Raw genomic sequence first — 17,581 nt, forward strand, 5'->3', positions numbered from 1 at the left:
TAATAATACTATGTTATTGCAGCCGCTGACTGCCGCGCACTGGCCGCAGGTCCGGGCCATTTACCAGCAAGGTATTGCTACTGGCCATGCCACCTTCCAAACCGAAGCGCCTGCCTGGGAGGAATGGGATAGCAGCCACCTGGCCCACAGCCGGTTGGTGGCGCTCGACGAAGCAACGGGCCAGGTGCTGGGCTGGGCCGCGCTCACCTCCGTATCGGGCCGCTGCGTGTACGCCGGTGTGGCCGAAGTAAGCGTGTACGTAGCCGCCGAAGCCCGGGGCCAAGGCGTGGGCCGGCAGCTGCTGGCCGCCCTCGTGGCCGGGGCCGAAGCCCAGGGCCTGTGGATGCTGCAGGCCGGTATCTTCCCCGAAAATGGGGCCAGTGTGCGGCTGCACGAGGCGGCCGGCTTTCGGGTGGTGGGCCGCCGCGAGCGCATCGGCCGCCTGGCCGGCGTGTGGCGCGATACGCTGCTGCTGGAGCGGCGTAGCGGGCTGGTTGGGGTATAATATATCCTTTATACTATGGGAGTTAACCCGCTAGCCCGGCCGCCCGGTGGGGCCGTAGCCGATAAAAAGCTGTCGGGTCTCGACCGGGGCTTCACCCGCTGGATTTTCCTGGTTCACGGCCACCGGCAACAACTTCGAGCAGGCGTTATCGGCCCGCTGATTGAGGTGCCCGCGCTCATCGCGCTGGTGAAGGTCGCGTTCGGGCTGCGCCGGCGCTGGTACGGCGGCAAGTAGCAATTTTTTACTGTATAATATGAGCCTAATGAATTCGCACCCCAAAAACATATTGGTGCTTTGCACCGGCAACTCGTGCCGCAGCCAGCTGCTGCACGGCTACCTCCAGCGATTGCTAGGTGAGAAAGCGCGCGTCTATTCGGCTGGGGTAGAGGTCCACGGCCTCAATCCCCGCGCCGTGCGCGTGATGGCCGAAGATGGCGTAAACATCAGCCAGCATACCAGCAACCACGTGCAGGAGTATGCCCAGGTGCCTTTCGACTACGTGCTTACGGTGTGCGACCATGCCAATGAGGTGTGCCCGGTGTTTCCATCTCTCGCCAAAAAGCGGCACCATAACTTCCCCGACCCGGCCAAAGCTACCGGCAGCGAGGACGAGATACTGGCGCAGTTTCGGGCCGTGCGCGAGCAGGTAAAAGCCTACGCGCAGGCCTTTGTAGCGGAGGAGTTTGGTGGGGGAGAAGCGGAGCGGGAAGTTCCCGCAGCGGTACGCGGAGCGCAGCTTAGCCCGCAATAAAAACGCCAACCCGTTGCCGGGGTGGCGTTTTTTGCTGGTTCCTTTTTATGGAACTAGTAGGGCTTGGCGTCATGGGCCATTTCCTCAGCCTGTGCTACGGCCTGGGTAGCCTCGCGCTCGTTGTACTGGTTGCTGCCTTCGGCTTGCATGTTGGCTTTGGCCGCTTTGATGCCTTCGGCCAGGCGGCGGCCCCAATCGGCGTCGCAGTTGGTGCACAGCTCAATCATCTTGTCCTGAATCACCGGCTCGGCATCGGTCAGCGCACCCACCATGTTGTTGATGAGGTCGTTGCGCTCCCAGTCTTCGTGCTTGCGGTAGCGGTCGCCGGCCTGCCCGAAGTTGTTGGTGCGGTCGATAGTCTGGCGCACCAGCTTGGCGGCGTAGCTCGGCGTGTGGTCGGGGCCCTGCGCGGGCGACTCTTTAAGGCCGTTCAGGCTGCTGGGCTCGTAGTTGACGTGCAGGTTCTGGCCGGGGGCCGCATCTACGTGGTACGTCATCTGGCCGTCGCGCTGGTTGGTGGCCACATGTTTTTTGGGCGCGTTGATGGGCAACTGCAGGTAATTGGGGCCCACGCGGTAGCGCTGGGTATCCGAATACGAGAACGTGCGGCCCTGTAGCATCTTGTCGTCCGAGAAATCGAGGCCGTCTACCAGTACGCCGGTGCCGAAGGCCACCTGCTCTACCTCAGCAAAGTAGTTTTCGGGGTTGCGGTTCAGCGTCATCATGCCTACGGGCAGGAAGGGGAACTTGTCTTCGGGCCAGATTTTGGTATCGTCGAGCGGGTCGAAGTCCAGCTCGGGGTGCTCGTCGTCCGACATAATCTGCACACACAGCTCCCATTTTGGGAAATTGCCTTTCTTGATGTTGTCGTATAGGTCCTGAGTGGCGTGGTTGAAGTTCTTGGCCTGAATAGCTTCGGCTTCGGGGGCGGTCAGGTTTTTAATGCCCTGCTGGGGCTCCCAGTGGTATTTCACCAGCACGGCTTCGCCCTGCGCGTTCACCCACTTGTAGGTGTTCACGCCCGAGCCCTGCATCTGGCGGTAGTTGGCCGGAATGCCCCAGGGCGAGAACAGGAAGCTCACCATGTGCATAGCTTCCGGGGTGTTAGCGATAAAGTCGAAGATGCGCTGACCAGTCTGGCGGTTAAACACCGGGTCGGGCTTCTGCGAGTGAATCAGGTCGGGAAACTTGATGGCGTCACGGATGAAGAATACCTTCAGGTTGTTGCCCACCAGGTCCCAGTTGCCGTCTTCGGTGTAGAATTTCACCGCAAAGCCGCGCGGGTCGCGCAGGGTTTCGGGCGAGTGGCCACCGTGGCCCACCGTCGAGAAGCGCACGAACACCGGCGTCTCTTTACCCTTGGTATTGAACAGCTTGGCACGGGTGTATTTCGCAATGGGCTCGCCGCCTACCGTGCCGTAGGCCTCAAATACGCCGTGGGCGCCGGCGCCGCGGGCGTGCACCACACGCTCGGGGATGCGCTCGCGGTCGAAGTGGCTGATTTTCTCAATGAACTGGTAGTTCTCCAGGGTAGCCGGGCCGCGGCTGCCCACGGTGCGCAGGTTCTGGTTGTTGGAAACGGGATGACCCTGGCGGGTGGTCAGGGTCTGGGCGGTTTCGCCACTGGCAGTGCGCTGGTCTTGCGACGAGCCCCCGCCGTTGACGGAGGTGCCGGTTGCATTGGCGGACGTATCGTGTCCGTTCTGGTCCGAAGAATTTTCCTGGGTAGCCATTAGGGTAAGGTTAGTTGGGTAAACGGAAATCCAGGTGGAATACAGCTTAACTCGCAGGTGGGTTTGCGGGCAACTGCCACAAAAGTTGGGCATCCTTCCTTTACAAGCTGCCAGCGCCAGGCTTCGTTCCGGGCCGGCTGCCTGGGCAGATGTGCTGCCTGGCGTACGGGGCAGTTTTGTAATGAAGCAGCTGGCTTTATGGCAGTAAAAAGCCTTAGCTGGACACTTGGTGGCAGCTTCTGGTTTAATAGCCAAGGCAATTACCCGTACCTGGGCCGCCGCTGAAGCCGGCGTTAGTCGCCGGGCTTTGCGCCCCGGCCAGCTGAGCAGCCGGGCCTGGGGCAGTCCTCGCCCGTCGCCAATTCGGGCTTGGTCCTCATCCTGTTTCAGCCGACTAAACAGCCCCAAAAAAGTATAAAAAAACGCCGCCCCGTTGCCGGAGCGGCGTTGTCTTCAGCCGGACGTTGCCCGCTTACTCAGCCTTACGCTTGCACCAGGTCGAAGCGGTCGGCGTCCATTACCTTGGCCCAGGCGGCCACGAAGTCGCGCACGAATTTCGGGCCGGCTTTGTGAGTGCCGTATACTTCGGAGATGGCGCGCAGCTCCGAGTTGGAGCCGAAAATCAGGTCAACGCGGGTGCCGGTCCATTTCACCACATTGGTTTTGCGGTCGCGGCCCTCAAACACCTGGTCGGCCTCGGAGGTCGCCTGCCAGGTGGTGCCCATGTCGAGCAGGTTCAGGAAGAAGTCGTTGCTGAGCGTGCCCGGCCGGTCGGTGAAGACACCGTGGTTCGAGCCGTCGTAGTTGGTGTTCAGCACCCGCAGGCCGCCCACCAGCACCGTTAACTCGGGGCAGTAAGGGTGAGCAGCTGTGCCCGGTCGATGAGCATCGCCTCGGGAGAGGCTTCGTGGTTAGCACTGAGATAGTTGCGGAAGCCGTCGGCGTGCGGCTCCAGCGCGGCAAACGACTGCACATCGGTTTGCTCGTGCGTGGCGTCGGTGCGGCCAGGGTGGAAGGGCACCTGCACTTGGTAGCCACCATCTTTGGCCGCCTGCTCGATGGCAGCGGCACCGCCCAGCACAATGAGGTCGGCCAGCGACACGCGCTTGCCCCCGCTTTGCGCGGCGTTAAACTCGTTCTGGATGCCGGCCAGCACGTCGAGCACGTTCGACAGCTCGGCCGGGTTGTTGGCATCCCAGTATTTCTGGGGGCCAGCCGGATGCGGGCGCCATTGGCTCCGCCGCGCTTGTCGGAGCCCCGGAACGTGGAAGCCGAAGCCCAGGCCGTGCGAATGAGCTGCGAGCCCGAGAGGCCACAGGCCAGCAGCCGGGCTTTCAGCGCCACGATGTCGGCTTTGTCAATCGGGGCGTAGTCGGCCGCCGGAATGGGGTCTTGCCAGATGAGCACTTCGCTGGGTACCTCGGGCCCTACGTAGCGCGACAACGGACCCATATCGCGGTGCGTGAGCTTGAACCAGGCCCGGCTGAAGGCATCGGCAAACTCGTCGGGGTTGGCGTGGAAGCGACGCGAGATTTTCTCATAAATCGGGTCTTCGCGCAGGGCGATGTCCGAGGTCAGCATAAACGGCGCGTGCGACTTGCTCGGGTCGTGGGCGTCGGGGATGGTGCCGGAGCCGCCGTTGTTTTTAGGCTTCCACTGGTGCGCGCCGGCCGGGCTCTTGGTCAGCTCCCACTCGTAGCCGAAGAGGTTGTCGAAGTAGGCATTGCCCCACTTGGTGGGTGTGGAGGTCCAGGCGCCTTCCAGGCCGCTCGTGATGGTGTTATCGGCATTGCCGGTGCCGTACGAGTTCAGCCAGCCTTTGCCCTGCTGCTCAATGCCCGCTGCGGCGGGCTCGTGGGCAATGTACTGGGCGGGGTCGGCTGCGCCGTGGGTTTTGCCGAAGGTGTGGCCGCCCGCAATCAGGGCCACCGTTTCTTCGTCGTTCATGGCCATGCGACCGAAGGTTTCGCGGATATCGCGGGCCGAGCCCAGGGGGTTCGGGTTGCCGTTGGGGCCTTCCGGGTTCACGTAGATAAGGCCCATCTGCACGGCGGCCAGCGGGTTTTCCAGCTGGCGGTCGCCGGTGTAGCGCTTGTCGCCCAGCCACACCCGCTCCGAGCCCCAGTACACGTCTTCCATCGGCTCCCATACGTCGGCGCGGCCTCCCGAATAGCCAAACGGCTTAAGGCCCATTGACTCAAGGGCGCAGTTGCCAGCCAGAATCATGAGGTCGGCCCACGAAATCTGCTCGCCGTATTTCTGCTTGATGGGCCACAGCAGCAGGCGGGCTTTGTCGAGGTTGGCGTTGTCGGGCCAGCTGTTGAGCGGGGCAAAGCGCTGCATACCCGCCCCGCGCCCCCGCGGCCGTCGGCAATGCGGTAGGTGCCGGCGCTGTGCCAGGCCATACGAATAAAGAAGGGCCCGTAGTGGCCGTAGTCGGCCGGCCACCAGTCCTGCGAGGTGGTCATCAGCTCAAACAGGTCCTGCTTCACGGCATTCAGGTCCAGCTTCTTAAACTCCTCCACGTAGCTAAAGCTGGCGTCCATTGGGTTCGACAGGGCCGACTGCTGGCGCAGGATATTGAGCGGCAGCTGGTTGGGCCACCAGTCGCGGTTGCGGGGGCCGCCTCCGGCCGTTTGCTGCGGCAGTGTGCCCGCCAGAAACGGACATTTTGCCGCCGACGGGTCGTTCATGAAATGCTCTGTGGTGTTGGATGCGGGAGCGTGCTTGTTGTGGTCTTCAGCCATTGCAAAAAAAATGAGTAGCTAGGGTTTGAAAAAATAAAATTCGCTATATAGGGGCAGGCAGCTATCGTGGACGCTCGCCAAAAAACTGAAAAGCCGGACAAATTACCAGCAAATACTGTCTGGGTTTGGGAGGCGCCGGCAAAAGATGCTGGCAAAGGGCAGCCAGCTTACTTTGGGTTCGGATTAGCGCACTGACGAGCTTGCGATTAAGGAAGCCGGACAGTGTTTTGTTTACTAAAAATAATTTTTTTCTCAGCAAATCGCCCGTCCGGCGTTCTCGCCGGCTTCTGCGTGGCTCGTCCGGCAGCCCGCGCATTTAAGCTGGTAAGCTGGGCTACTGGCAACACCGGTCTGCCATTTTTTATTCCATCGACGACTGGCCGCCCGGCTTGCCCGGGCGGCGCGGGGCGGCTCCCGACCTGGCTAGGGTGTTTCAGCAGCTGGCCAGCTCCTTTGCCCCGCAATAGCAGCTTTGCGCTCATGACCATCGCCGCCCTGCGCCAACAAAACCTGATGCAGTTCGAAGCCGTGAGCGGCAGCCGCGCCTACGGCACCGAGCTGCCCTCTTCCGCTTGGTGGGGCTATAGCTGAAAAACAACCCGACCGTGCTCGAATTAATCGGCACACTGGCCGACGCCTCATCTGCCAGCAATTTTCAGCCAACTCACATAGCTTCCTAGCGCAATTGCGGAGTCATTGTACGGCCGGGCAAGTAGCGCGGACTTTCAGTCCGCCCGCCTCCGGCCTACTGGCGGACTGAAAGTCCGCGCTACAGTCCAGCGACTTCCAAACCGCGCTAGAATAAATAGCGTACGCTCAGGCCGCTGGCCAGGCTTTGCACGGGCGTAGTCAGGATAGAGGCTACGTGCGCGGTGGGCGTTTGCAGGTCGAGGCGGATGTCGCGGGCCGAGCGCACGGGGCTCCACAGCTGCCGCACCGTCAGGTCGAGGTGCAGGTGCGGCCGCACGCGCCAGCTGCCGCGCAGGCGGGCTTCCTCAAATTTTTATAAGAACTTTCAATTATTTCTGAAACATATGATATATCGGCCCGTTTTATCTGGCATACAGACGCTGATTCAGGTGTCTGCGGCTATTTCCTTACCTCATGCGTACACCCAAACTTGTTATCGCGGGCGGCAATGGTTTTTTAGGCCGTCATTTGGGCGTTCATTTCCAACGGCTTGGCTTCCAGGTCATCAGTATCAGTCGTACTGGTGTGGGCGACGTTCGCTGGGATGCTCGAACGCTAGGCCCGTGGGCACAGGAGCTGGAAGGGGCCGATTTGCTGGTAAACTTGGCTGGCCGCACGGTCGATTGTCGCTACACGCCTGCCAATCGCCAGCAGATTTTGGCTAGCCGCTTCGACAGTACCACCGTGCTGGGGGCTGCTATTGCCGCCTGCCAGCAGCCTCCGCGGGTTTGGCTAAACTCTTCTACTGCAACTATCTATGCTCATACAGTAGGTAGCCAACCTGCTAATACGGAGGCCGCCGGGCAGATAGGCACTGGGTTTTCGGTATCAGTGGCCAAGGCTTGGGAGGCAGCGCTGGAAGCGTGCCCAACGCCGGCAACGCGCAAAGTGGCGCTGCGTACTTCAATTGTGTTGGGGCCTGACGGTGGGGCATTTCCGGTGATGGCCCGACTGGCTCGTTGGGGCCTATGCTCGCCACAAGGCTCGGGCCAGCAATGGATTAGCTGGCTGCATATAGCCGATTTCTGCCGGGCAATTGAGTTTATCGCACAAACTGAGTGCTTAAGCGGGCCTGTGAACGTGTGTGCTCCGTACCCCCTGCCCAACTGGGAATTTAATTCCCTGATAGCCAATTATCTACACCCTCCGTTGCAATTGCCCCAGCCCCGGTGGCTGCTGGAGGTGGGGGCTTTCGTGCTGCATACGGAAACCGAACTTATTCTCAAAAGTCGCAAAGTCTATCCGCAACGGCTGCTCGACGAGGGGTTTAACTTTACCTATTTTACCTGCGAGTCGGCTATGAAAGACTTGTTGAAAGAAATGCATCTCATTGATGGTTAACTCTATGACTTTTGATGATACGCCTGCTACTTCGCCTCCAAGCTTAGCTGAAGCCAAGGCCCAATTTATTCACCTCTGGGGCGTTTCGGCCACGAGCTGGGGCGTGAGCAAAACCCTGGCGCAGGTTCATGCCCTGCTGCTGGTAAGCCCGAAGGCGCTCAGTACCGAGGACATTATGGCCCAGCTCACCATCTCGCGTGGCAATGCCAGCATGACGGTCCGCGAGCTGCTCGACTGGGGGCTGATTTATAAGGAACTACGGCTTGGTGAGCGCCGCGAGTTTTTTGTGGCCGAGAAAGACATGTTGCAAGTGACGCGCTGCATCATCCGGGCTCGAAAGCGCCGCGAATTGGACCAGATGAAGCGGTCGCTCGACCAATTGGCTAACCTGCCCGGCGATGCTGCCGATGTTGAATACCAAGCTTTCCATTCCACGCTAACCGATATTCAACAGCTCGCCACAGCATCCGATAAGCTGCTCACCAAGCTGATGCAGGTCGAGAGGAGCTGGTTTTGGGACAAATTCTTAAAGTTGTTCTTGTAAGAGCATCACACCTTCAGCAGTGCGGCTTCGTGGTGCCCGGCCAGCTGCTGCCACAGCAGGATGAGTACGGCCTGGGTGGTGTACTCGATGTTGGTCTGCCGGCCGCGGTCGACGCTGAACTGCCGGCTCACGGTGCCGGCCGGGGTGGCGCAGGCAATACAGATAGTACCCACCGGCTTGAGAGGCGTGCCGCCGCCGGGGCCGGCAATGCCGCTGGTGGCCAGGGCCACGTCGCAGCCCAGGCGGGCGCGGGCACCCTCGGCCATCTCGCGCACGGTGGGCTCACTCACCGCGCCGTGCTGGCCCAGTGTTTCGGCATTCACGCCCAGCAGGCTTTCTTTCAGGTCGTTATCATAGGCCACCACGCTGCCCCGGAAATAGGCCGAGCTGCCCGGTACGCTGGTAATGCGCTGGGCCACCGCGCCGCCGGTGCAGCTTTCGGCGGTGCCGAGCTGCCAGCCTTTCGCTTGCAGCAGCCGGCCCACCGCTACTTCGAGCGAAATATCTTCTTCGGCGAATATATAGCTGCCAATGTGCTCACGCAGAGCAGGCAGTAGCTTTAGCATGCGGTCACGCAGGTTCGGCTCATCGTCGGCGGTGCCGGTGAGACGCAGGCGCACGCTGCCCAGGCTGGGCAGGTAAGCCAGCTTCACGTTGGCCGGCAGGGCGGCCTCCCAGTCCTTGATTTTCTCGGCCAGAAACGACTCGCCCAGCCCAGCCGTCATGATTACTACGTGCTCGATGGGTGCCAGCTGAAACTTCGCCTGGAGGCGAGGTAGCACCTGGTCGGTCATCAGCTTTTTCATCTCAAACGGTACGCCGGGCATACTGATAAATACCGTGCCGCCATCCTCCAGCCACATGCCAGGCGCGGTGCCCACGGCGTTGGGCAGCACCTCGCAGCCGGCCGGCACCAGGGCCTGCTGGCGGTTCACGTCGAGCATGGGCCGGTTGAAGCGTTTGAATATTTCTTCCACGTGGCGCAGGGTGGGCTCGTGCAGCACCAGCTCGCGGCCGAAGTAGCGGGCCAGTACGTGCTTGGTGAGGTCGTCCTTGGTGGGGCCGAGGCCACCGGTGGTCAGGATGACCTTCACCCGCTGCCGGGCTTGGTCGAGGGCCGCCACTATCTCGTCGGCGCGGTCGCTCACGCTCGTAATCTGGCGCACGCGCAGCCCCAGGCTGCCGAGCTGCTGGCCCATAAAGGCTGAGTTGGTATCTACGACCTGCCCATAGAGCAGCTCGTCGCCGATTGTCATTATTTCAACGTACATGAGGATAGCCTGAATAGTTTGGCAGGGTTTTGTAGAGAACTTTGCAGCGCGATGCTTGCAGGACAGCCACGTCGGCCGTCTGGTTTTTTAGGCCGCGCATTTTCTTTTTTTAGGTAAATATGAAAAACCTCTTCCTTCTGGTGGCGTTGCTGGCTGCCGTGCCGGCCCTGGCCCAAACTACCAAGAAAACGACTACCAAGAAAGCAACGGTTGTAAAGAAAGCACCCGCGAAGGCGACTACGGCCAAAAAAACTACCACGACGACCCCCAAATCGACGACCGTCGCTACGCCGGCTGCCGCCCCGGTAGCCCCGCTCACGCAGGCCGAAGCGGCCAGCGGCCTGCGCGAAGCGCTCACTACCGGCGTTACCAAAGCCGTGGCGTTTGCTTCCGAGCCCGATGGCTTTAACCTGAACGACGATATCCGCATTCAGTTTCCGCCCGATGCGCAGCTGGTGGCTACCACGCTCGGCGCCCTGCCCCTGGGAAAGCAGGCCGTGGAGCAGGCCACCAACCTGCTCAACCGCGCCGCCGAAGCCGCCGCGCCCCAGGCCAAGGATATCTTTCTGAACGCCGTGCAGCAGCTGACCCTCACCGACGCGCTCTCGCTCGTGACCAGCTCGCAGAAAGACGCCGCCACCCAGCTGTTGCGCAAAAACTCGGAGGCGGCCCTCAACGCGGCGCTGCGCCCCAGCATCGTGCAGAGCCTCGACCAGGTAGGGGCCAACGCGGCCTACAGCAAGCTCATCGAGCGCTACAACAAGATTCCGCTCATGACGCCCGCCAGCACCAACCTCACCGACTACGTAACCAAGGAAACGGTCGATGGCCTCTTTATTCTGCTGGCCCAGCAGGAAGCCAAAATCCGTCAGAACCCGGCCGCGCAGTCCACTGCCATCCTCAAGCGCGTATTTGGCGGCAAATAGGATATTTATTAGTTATTAATGAAGTAGAAAGCGCCTGCGGCCTCGTGCCGCAGGCGCTTTTTGCGTTATAAGACAGTCTAGCCAATGCATTAAAAATTCATTTAATGACCCTTAAAAACATTATTAGCTCATTATCAGCTACAATTATTCATGAAGAAACTATGTGTTAGAATATTCTTACTACCCTTATTAAACTTTGCCGAGAAGCCAGTGTCTTGCGGTCTGTGCTTTCGGGCACACTACCTACCCAAACACTATTCTTTTCTGCACATGAAGTTCTATTATGCAACGCTGGCAATAGGCGCAATAGCGCTGGCTGGTTGCCACCACGAAGAGGTAACTCCCCAACCAGCTGTCCATATTACGGCGCAGCTGGCGCTGGCGCCCGGCGCGGTAGTGGTTAACCCAACGGGCTATGCGCCCCTGGCGGCGCAGCTTTCCTTTGCCTATCCGGTGGCGGGCCGCACCAGGCTGGTAGTACACGGCAAGCACGGCGCCGACTCCGACGTGGTGCAGCAGTTCGACGACAGCGGTACTACTCATTCGGTGCCCATTCTGGGGCTTTATGCCGACTTCGATAACAAAGTAGACGTGCAGCTGACCGATGCCCAGGGGCTGGCCCTCGCCGATACTACTCTTACCATCCACACGGGCGCGCTACCGCCCGCTATGCCCACCGCCATTACCGTAACTACTGCGCCAACCGTACCGCTGGGTGGCAATTTTACGCTGGTCAGCAACTTCAGCGCCTCCAACCCGCAGGTGCCGCTTATCGTGGACAACTACGGCGACATCCGGTGGCTGCTCGACTACAGTAGCCACCCGGTCTTAAACCAGCTTTCGTACGATTGCGGCATCGCCCGGCTTCAGAATGGTAACTTCTACTTTGGCGATAAAAACACGAGTGGCTTGTACGAGGTATCGCCCCTGGGCAATATAGTAAATCAGTGGAGCTTGCCCGGCTACACCTTCCACCACGAAATGTATGAGAAGCCCGATGGCAATTTTCTGGTATCAGTAAGTAAAGTGGGCAGCACCCACCCCGACGGCAGCCCCACCAACGAAGATTATATCGTGGAGATAGACCGCCACGCCAACCGCGTAGTGCAGGAGTGGGACCTCAAGCAGAGCCTGAATGAAACCCGTCACGCCCTGGAGCCCGACCCCACCGACTGGGCCCACGTAAATGCGCTGTTTTATGATGCTTCTGATAATACCATTGTGGTGTCGGCCCGCTACCAGGCAGTGGTCAAGCTCACCTACGACAACCACGTAAAGTGGCTGCTGGCCCCGCACCGGGGATGGGGCCTCAACCACCAGGGCCAGGACCTGAGCCAGCTGCTGCTAACCCCACTCGATGCCAGCGGCCAGGCCATTACCGATACGGCGGTGGTAAACGGCTCGGCCAACCACCCCGACTTTGAGTGGAACTGGTATCAGCATTCTACCGTGCCGATGCCCAACGGCGACCTGCTGCTGTTTGATAACGGTACCAATCGCAACTTTATCCACAATGCCCCGAGCACTACAGCCGGGCCGTGCAGTACCACATCGACCCTATTCGGCGCACTGTGCAGCAAGTATGGACGTATGGCAAGGAGCGGGGCGAGGATACCTATTCAGCTATTGTATCGCGGGTACAGTTTCTGCCGGCTACCAATCACATCATGTTCTGCCCCGGCTACCAGGTACCCAACGGCAATGGCCTGGGCGGCAAGATTATTGAGGTCGATTACGCCACCCACAAAGTACTGTTTGAGATGCAGATGAGCGCCGCCAACGGCTGGGGCTTCCACCGGGCGCAGCGCGACGGGCTCTATCAGCAATAGGTAATAAGTAACGGGCAATATATTATGATAAACATAATATATTGCCCGTTACTTATTACCTATTATCTATTATCAAAAGTCGCTGTCGTAGTCGTCGCCCCGGCTGCGGCCCCGCGGAGAGCTTCCAAAAAGGTCATCATCGTCTTCGGCGTCGAGGTCGTCCTCCTCGTCGAGGGGAGCCAGGCCGCTGCTGCCGTCAGGGTCTTCGGCCGCTTCGGCGGTCGCAAATTCCTCTTCGGTCATCGACGCAAGGTCGAGGGCTTCGTCGTGCGAAGAGCCCGTGTCGCGCCACATCAGGTAATCGGCGTATTTGGCCGAAAGCTGGTCTTCGCCGGTGCCGTGCGTTTTAGCGCCGCCAGTGCGGGCAAAGGTATCGAGCTTATCTTCGTCGTCGAGCTCGTCGTCGTCAAGGTTATCGTACTGTCGCATAGCAAAGAGGGCAGTAGAGGGGAGGTAAAAGGGTTTTTAAGCGTAGAGCGAAGATACGGCCAACACCGAAATGGGTTGGCGGGCTGCTGGCAATAGTTTGGCCCCGGCTCACTTTAGCGAGTAAGCGGCCCCACGCAGTAAATGTCGGCCAGCGCCAGCTCTACCCCGGTGGCTGGCAGTGGTACCACGGCCTCCAGTCCCTTAAACGCGTCAAAGGCCTATACCTTATGCTCGGGCAGAGGCCGTTTTTCTTCACAGCAGGCGCATAGTAGTGGCCCGCACGGTGCAGCCACGCTCGCGTAGGGCAATGTTGAGCGCGATGCCAACGGTGAGAGTCGTCAGCGGGTGCTCATTGCTGACAGTAGCCATCGCCACTACTTCGCCCTGGTAGTATTCGCTTTTGAAAGCGGCTGCCCGCTCAGCAGCCAGGTACGCCTGGGCCTGGAGGCACAGATAAGTTTGGTAGCGGCAGGCATAAGGCAGCTAAGCACGTTGGAATAGCCCAGAAATAAGCCGCCCATCCTTACTGAAAGTCGGTGATGCGTATCTGGGCTTCACAAAAGCTGTATTCGGCCGGTACGTTGGAGGAAACAACAACCAGGCGGCCCGCATCGCGCACCTGGGCTACGTGCTCCTGATACCAGGCCGCGCCCTGGGCGTCGAGGTTGGTAGTGGGCTCGTCGAGCAGCAGCAGCGGAGCCGCCGCGTACAGGGCCATTCCCAGCTTAAGGCGCTGCTTCATCCCCGACGAAAACGTGCGCACTGCCTGGTGCCGCGCTTTGTGCAGGTACATAATGTCGACCAGGCCGGCTACCGTGAGCCCTGGCCGCAGCGGCTTGAGGCGGGTATGAAACGCCAGCAGCTCCAGCAGGGTAAAGTCTTCGGGCAGCTCCAGGTAGGGGGCGCAGTAGGCGAGGTGGCGCGGCACTTCGGTGGCCGCCACCGGCTGCCCGGCCAGCGAATAGGCTACCTGGCCTTCAGTAGGCAAGAGCTGCCCGGCCAGAATGCTGAGCAGGGTGCTTTTGCCCGCCCCGTTGGGGCCGAGAATAGCCGTGGCGGTGCCAGGGCGGAAGTTGTAGCTGAGCTGCCGGAAAATCCATTGCCGGCCGTAGCGGCGGCCCAGGCCCTGGGCGTTGAGATACATTATTCGGCGCCTTCTTCTGGCAAGCTGCCGCGGCTTGGACCCTTAATGATGCCGCGCGCGGCGGCCCGCACAAACTCCACTATCTGGTCGCGCTCGGGCGAGGGCGGCAGCTCTACTTCAATGCGGCTCAGCGAATCGGTCATGGGTAAGCCGCTGAGATACAAGGCCCGGTACAGCTCATGAATAGAGTTTACCTGGGTTTCGCTGAAGCCCCGGCGGCGCAGCCCTACTGAGTTGACGCCGGCGTAGGCCAGCGGCTCGCGGGCAGCTTTTACGAAAGGCGGCACGTCTTTACGAACCAGCGAGCCGCCGGCAATAAATGCGTGGGAGCCTATATTTGTAAACTGATGAATAGCCGTGGTGCCGCCGATAATGGCCCAGTCGCCCACCTGCACATGGCCCGCCATCTGCGTCGCGTTGGAGATAACGCAGTGGTCGCCCACCAGGCAATCGTGGGCAATATGCACGTAGGCTTGCAACAGGCAGTGGCTGCCCACCACCGTGCGGCCGCGGTCTATGGTGCCTCGGTTCACGGTCACGCACTCGCGCAGCACCGTGTAGTCGCCGATATGGGCCGTGGTTATCTCGCCGGCAAATTTCAAATCCTGGGTATCCCCGATATGACAGCACCCGGAAATATCTGACAGTTGGCCCCGATGCGGGCGCCGTCCATGATGGTCACATTTGGCCCAATCCAGGTGTTTTCGCCAATCTCCACGTCACCATAAATAGTAGTAAACGGTTCGACGGTAACTCCCGGCGCAAGCCGGGCGGCAGGGTGGATATGAGCGAGAGGGGAAATCATTTTTTCAATTAACAATTAACAGTTAACAATTAACAACTTTTGAAAGAACATTCCACATCGTCCAGAAAGCAAGGCAAAAAGAACGGCTGTTAAATGTTAATTGGTAAATGTTAAATGACTACACGTTATCCTTGCGAACGATGGCGGCGCTCATTTCGGCATCCATTACCACTTTGCCATTCACGAAGGCCTGCCCTTTCATCTTGGCGATGCCGCGCTTGATGGGCGAGGTAAGCTGGCAGTGGAAGATAATGGTATCGCCGGGCAACACCTTTTTGCGGAAGCGGCAATTTTCGATGCCCAGAAAGTACTGCCAGTAGTTTTCGGGGTCGGGCACCGTGTTCATCACCAGAATGCCGCCGGTCTGGGCCATGGCCTCTACCTGAAGCACACCAGGCATCACGGGGTTACCCGGAAAATGGCCCTGGAAAAAAGGCTCATTCATGGTCACGTTCTTCACGGCCGTCACCATCTGCGAGTCGAGGTGAATCACCTTGTCGAGCAGCAGAAACGGGTAGCGGTGGGGCAGCACCTGCATGATGCGGTTGATGTCCATTACCGGCTCGCGGCTGGGGTCGTACACCGGCACGGGGCTGGTGTTGCCTTCGAGCATCTTCTTTTTGATGCGCTTGGCAAAGGCCACGTTGGCGGCGTGGCCGGGGCGGGCGGCCAGAATCTGGCCTTTTAAGGGGCGGCCCACCAGGGCGAGGTCGCCCACGAGGTCGAGCAGCTTGTGGCGGGCCGGCTCATTTTTGTGGCGCAGGTCCACGTTGTTGAGGATGCCTTCCTTCTTCACCGATACCTTGGGCTTACCCAGCATGGCGGCCAGCTCGTCGAGCTCGTCTTCGCCCACCACGCGGTCTACCACCACAATGGCATTGGAGAGGTCGCCGCCCTTAATCAGGTTCGATTTGTAGAGCTGCTCCAGCTCGTGCAGAAAGCAGAACGTGCGCGACGAGGCAATCTCATCGCTGAACTGCCCGATGTCGGTGAGCGTGGCGTGCTGCGAGCCCAGCACCGGCGAGTTGTAGTCGACCATCACCGTGAGGCGGTAGTCGGCCAGCGGCAGGGCGGCAATCTCCACGCCGCGGGCGCTGTCGATGTAGCGGATGGTATCCGGAATCTCGTAATAGTTGCGCAGCGCGTTCTGCTCTTCGTAGCCTACCGAGTTCAGGGCCCGGATAAACTCGTACGACGAGCCATCCATGATGGGGGGCTCGGGGCCGCTGAGCTGAATGAGCACGTTGTCGAGCTGCAGGCCGACCAGGGCGGCCAGGGTGTGCTCTACGGTATTGACGCGGGCCCCATTCTGCTCAATGGTAGTGCCGCGCGAAAGGTCTACCACGTTATCGACGTCGGCATCGACGAGGGGCTGGCCGGGCAAGTCGACGCGCTGAAACTTATAGCCGTGGCCCACCGGAGCAGGGCAAAACGTCATGGTTGCTTCCGCGCCGGTGTGCAGACCAATACCCCGTACCGTTACGGGCGCCTTGATAGTGTGTTGTTTATCGTTCATTTTTCGAGTTGTCAGTTGCTAGCTGTCAGTTATCAGGTAGGGATACGCCGCGTAAGCAGTGGGTTGAAAGACAGGCTGCTTACGCCGCTTTTTACCCTGCCGACAACGGGCAGCCAACAACTGACAACTAGCAACTGACAACTAAGCCGGTGCAAAGCTAAAGCTTTTCCGGCGTGCTTTGCGCCTTCTCGAGCTGAGCCACGCGCTGTTCGAGCTCGGGTAGCCGGCGGAAGGTGACCTGGGCCCGTTGGTTCTGCTTGAAATCGAAGGCCGTAGAGCCCTGTAGAATGGTACCTTCCTGCTTCACCGTTTTGCCGACGCCTGACTGCGCCGTCACGGTTGTTTTGTTGGCCAGCGAGATGTGGCCCGCCATGCCCACCTGGCCGGCCAGTACGCAGTAGTCGCCCACTTTTGCCGAGCCGGCAATGCCCGTTTGGGCGGCTACTACGGTGTGGCGGCCAATCTCGACGTTGTGGGCCAGCTGCACGAGGTTGTCGATTTTACTGCCCTGCCGCACTACCGTGGAGCCCAGCGTGGCGCAGTCGATGGTGGCATTGGCCCCGATGCTCACAAAGTCTTCCAGCACCACGTTGCCAATCTGCGGAATAGCCTTGTAGGAGCCGTCGGGCTGGGGAGCAAAGCCAAAGCCATCGGTGCCCACTACTGCCCCGGCCTTTACTACACAGTAGCTGCCAATAACCGTATCGGCATAAATCTTGGCCCCGGCATGAATAACAGTGCCCTGGCCAATTGTGACCCGGTCGCCAATATAGGCGTGGGGGAATATAAGCACATCGTCGCCCAGTACGCAGCCTTCGCCGATATACGAAAAAGCGCCCCGGTAATGCCCGGTACCGATAGTAGAGCCCTCGCCCATAAAGGCCGGCTGCTCGACACCCCGTCGGCCCGTGCGGGTTGCCTGCTGGTAAAATTCAAGCAACCTGGTAAAGGCCAGGTAAGGGTCGGCCACCCGGATGAGGGCCGCGCTCACGGGCTGGCGCAGCACCAGCTCGGGGCTGACCATCACTGCGGTAGCACCCGTAGTGTACAAAAAGGATTCGTACTTGGCATTTGCCAGGAAGGCCAGCGCGCCCGCGCCGGCTTCTTCAATTTTTGCCAGGCTCGAAACAGCGGCGTTTGCGTCGCCCTCTACGGTGCCGCCCACTACCTGGGCTATCTGACCAACAGTAAACTTCATAGGCTACAAAAGTACGGGTGCGCCCGCTAGTGAACCCGACCGTATTTTCGCCGCAATAGTTCCGTCGGAACTTGCGCTGCCGCGCCACGAGCAAGGAGGTACGGGTAGCGCTACTTTCAGCAAACCCGGAGGCTGCAACCGGCCTTTCCTTG

General features: G+C 60.0%; 14 protein-coding genes and 3 pseudogenes. 8 read left to right on the forward strand and 9 right to left on the reverse strand.

Features of this window, described 5'->3' with window-relative positions; genetic code table 11:
• Positions 1-10: 10 nt before the first annotated feature.
• The 3 genes from GKZ67_RS05775 to GKZ67_RS05785 are packed head-to-tail and all read left to right on the forward strand — an operon-like array spanning position 11 to position 1,256.
• Complete coding sequence (locus GKZ67_RS05775; protein WP_173241525.1) at positions 11-505, forward strand: GNAT family N-acetyltransferase; 495 nt, start codon at positions 11-13, stop codon at positions 503-505.
• Between the two features lie 15 nt (positions 506-520).
• The gene (locus GKZ67_RS25015; RefSeq protein ID WP_173240506.1) at positions 521-739 is read left to right on the forward strand and encodes a hypothetical protein; all 219 of its coding nucleotides are present in this window, start codon (positions 521-523) and stop codon (positions 737-739) included.
• A 19-nt stretch (positions 740-758) separates the two neighbouring features.
• A complete protein-coding gene (locus GKZ67_RS05785) occupies positions 759-1,256 on the forward strand; it encodes an arsenate reductase ArsC (protein WP_254245081.1) in 498 nt (165 codons plus the stop codon).
• A gap of 53 nt (positions 1,257-1,309) precedes the next feature.
• Here the strand turns inward: GKZ67_RS05785 and GKZ67_RS05790 are convergent, their stop codons facing one another.
• Both GKZ67_RS05790 and katG read right to left on the reverse strand, forming a co-directional pair.
• Positions 1,310-2,989 (reverse strand): catalase, encoded by a 1,680-nt coding sequence (locus GKZ67_RS05790; protein WP_173241526.1) that lies wholly within the window; start codon positions 2,987-2,989, stop codon positions 1,310-1,312.
• A 482-nt stretch (positions 2,990-3,471) separates the two neighbouring features.
• Positions 3,472-5,682 (reverse strand): annotated as a pseudogene (katG, locus tag GKZ67_RS05795) (catalase/peroxidase HPI).
• Positions 5,683-6,027: 345 nt separating this feature from the next.
• Between katG and GKZ67_RS05800 the strand changes: the two are divergent.
• Positions 6,028-6,327 (forward strand): hypothetical protein, encoded by a 300-nt coding sequence (locus tag GKZ67_RS05800; protein ID WP_173241527.1) that lies wholly within the window; start codon positions 6,028-6,030, stop codon positions 6,325-6,327.
• 205 nt (positions 6,328-6,532) lie between these two features.
• Here GKZ67_RS05800 and GKZ67_RS05805 read toward each other — a convergent pair whose 3' ends face one another.
• Positions 6,533-6,703: a hypothetical protein gene (locus GKZ67_RS05805; RefSeq protein ID WP_173241528.1), complete on the reverse strand. Its 171-nt coding sequence runs from the start codon at positions 6,701-6,703 to the stop codon at positions 6,533-6,535.
• Positions 6,704-6,840: 137 nt separating this feature from the next.
• On the opposite strand from GKZ67_RS05805, the gene GKZ67_RS05810 reads away from it, so the two are divergent.
• Positions 6,841-7,767: a TIGR01777 family oxidoreductase gene (locus tag GKZ67_RS05810; RefSeq protein ID WP_173241529.1), complete on the forward strand. Its 927-nt coding sequence runs from the start codon at positions 6,841-6,843 to the stop codon at positions 7,765-7,767.
• Between the two features lie 4 nt (positions 7,768-7,771).
• Positions 7,772-8,311 (forward strand): GbsR/MarR family transcriptional regulator, encoded by a 540-nt coding sequence (locus GKZ67_RS05815; protein ID WP_254245082.1) that lies wholly within the window; start codon positions 7,772-7,774, stop codon positions 8,309-8,311.
• Between the two features lie 5 nt (positions 8,312-8,316).
• On the opposite strand, the gene GKZ67_RS05820 is transcribed toward GKZ67_RS05815, so the two are convergent.
• Entirely contained in the window at positions 8,317-9,582 is a 1,266-nt protein-coding gene (locus tag GKZ67_RS05820; protein ID WP_173241530.1) for a competence/damage-inducible protein A, read from the reverse strand.
• Positions 9,583-9,701: 119 nt separating this feature from the next.
• Between GKZ67_RS05820 and GKZ67_RS05825 the strand changes: the two genes are divergently transcribed.
• On the forward strand, positions 9,702-10,508 hold the full coding sequence (locus GKZ67_RS05825) for a DUF4197 domain-containing protein (protein WP_173241531.1): 807 nt from the start codon (positions 9,702-9,704) through the stop codon (positions 10,506-10,508).
• A 270-nt stretch (positions 10,509-10,778) separates the two neighbouring features.
• A pseudogene (locus GKZ67_RS05830) lies at positions 10,779-12,337 on the forward strand (aryl-sulfate sulfotransferase).
• Positions 12,338-12,409: 72 nt separating this feature from the next.
• Here the strand turns inward: GKZ67_RS05830 and GKZ67_RS05835 are convergent.
• From GKZ67_RS05835 to lpxD, 5 genes and pseudogenes are all read right to left on the reverse strand, one after another.
• Positions 12,410-12,766 carry a hypothetical protein gene (locus GKZ67_RS05835; RefSeq protein ID WP_173241533.1) on the reverse strand — a complete coding sequence of 119 codons (357 nt, stop codon included), beginning with the start codon at positions 12,764-12,766 and terminating at the stop codon, positions 12,410-12,412.
• Between the two features lie 523 nt (positions 12,767-13,289).
• On the reverse strand, positions 13,290-13,910 hold the full coding sequence (locus GKZ67_RS05840) for an ATP-binding cassette domain-containing protein (protein ID WP_173241534.1): 621 nt from the start codon (positions 13,908-13,910) through the stop codon (positions 13,290-13,292).
• Positions 13,910-14,715: pseudogene (lpxA, locus tag GKZ67_RS05845) on the reverse strand (acyl-ACP--UDP-N-acetylglucosamine O-acyltransferase). The gene GKZ67_RS05840 and the pseudogene lpxA overlap by 1 nt, the downstream one beginning before the upstream one ends.
• A gap of 118 nt (positions 14,716-14,833) precedes the next feature.
• Positions 14,834-16,231 carry a bifunctional UDP-3-O-[3-hydroxymyristoyl] N-acetylglucosamine deacetylase/3-hydroxyacyl-ACP dehydratase gene (locus tag GKZ67_RS05850; RefSeq protein WP_151088248.1) on the reverse strand — a complete coding sequence of 466 codons (1,398 nt, stop codon included), beginning with the start codon at positions 16,229-16,231 and terminating at the stop codon, positions 14,834-14,836.
• 157 nt (positions 16,232-16,388) lie between these two features.
• Positions 16,389-17,429: a UDP-3-O-(3-hydroxymyristoyl)glucosamine N-acyltransferase gene (gene lpxD / locus GKZ67_RS05855; protein ID WP_173241535.1), complete on the reverse strand. Its 1,041-nt coding sequence runs from the start codon at positions 17,427-17,429 to the stop codon at positions 16,389-16,391.
• Between the last annotated feature and the right edge of the window lie 152 nt (positions 17,430-17,581).

The organism is Hymenobacter sp. BRD67, assembly GCF_013256425.1.
Classification (GTDB): Bacteria; Bacteroidota; Bacteroidia; order Cytophagales; family Hymenobacteraceae; genus Hymenobacter.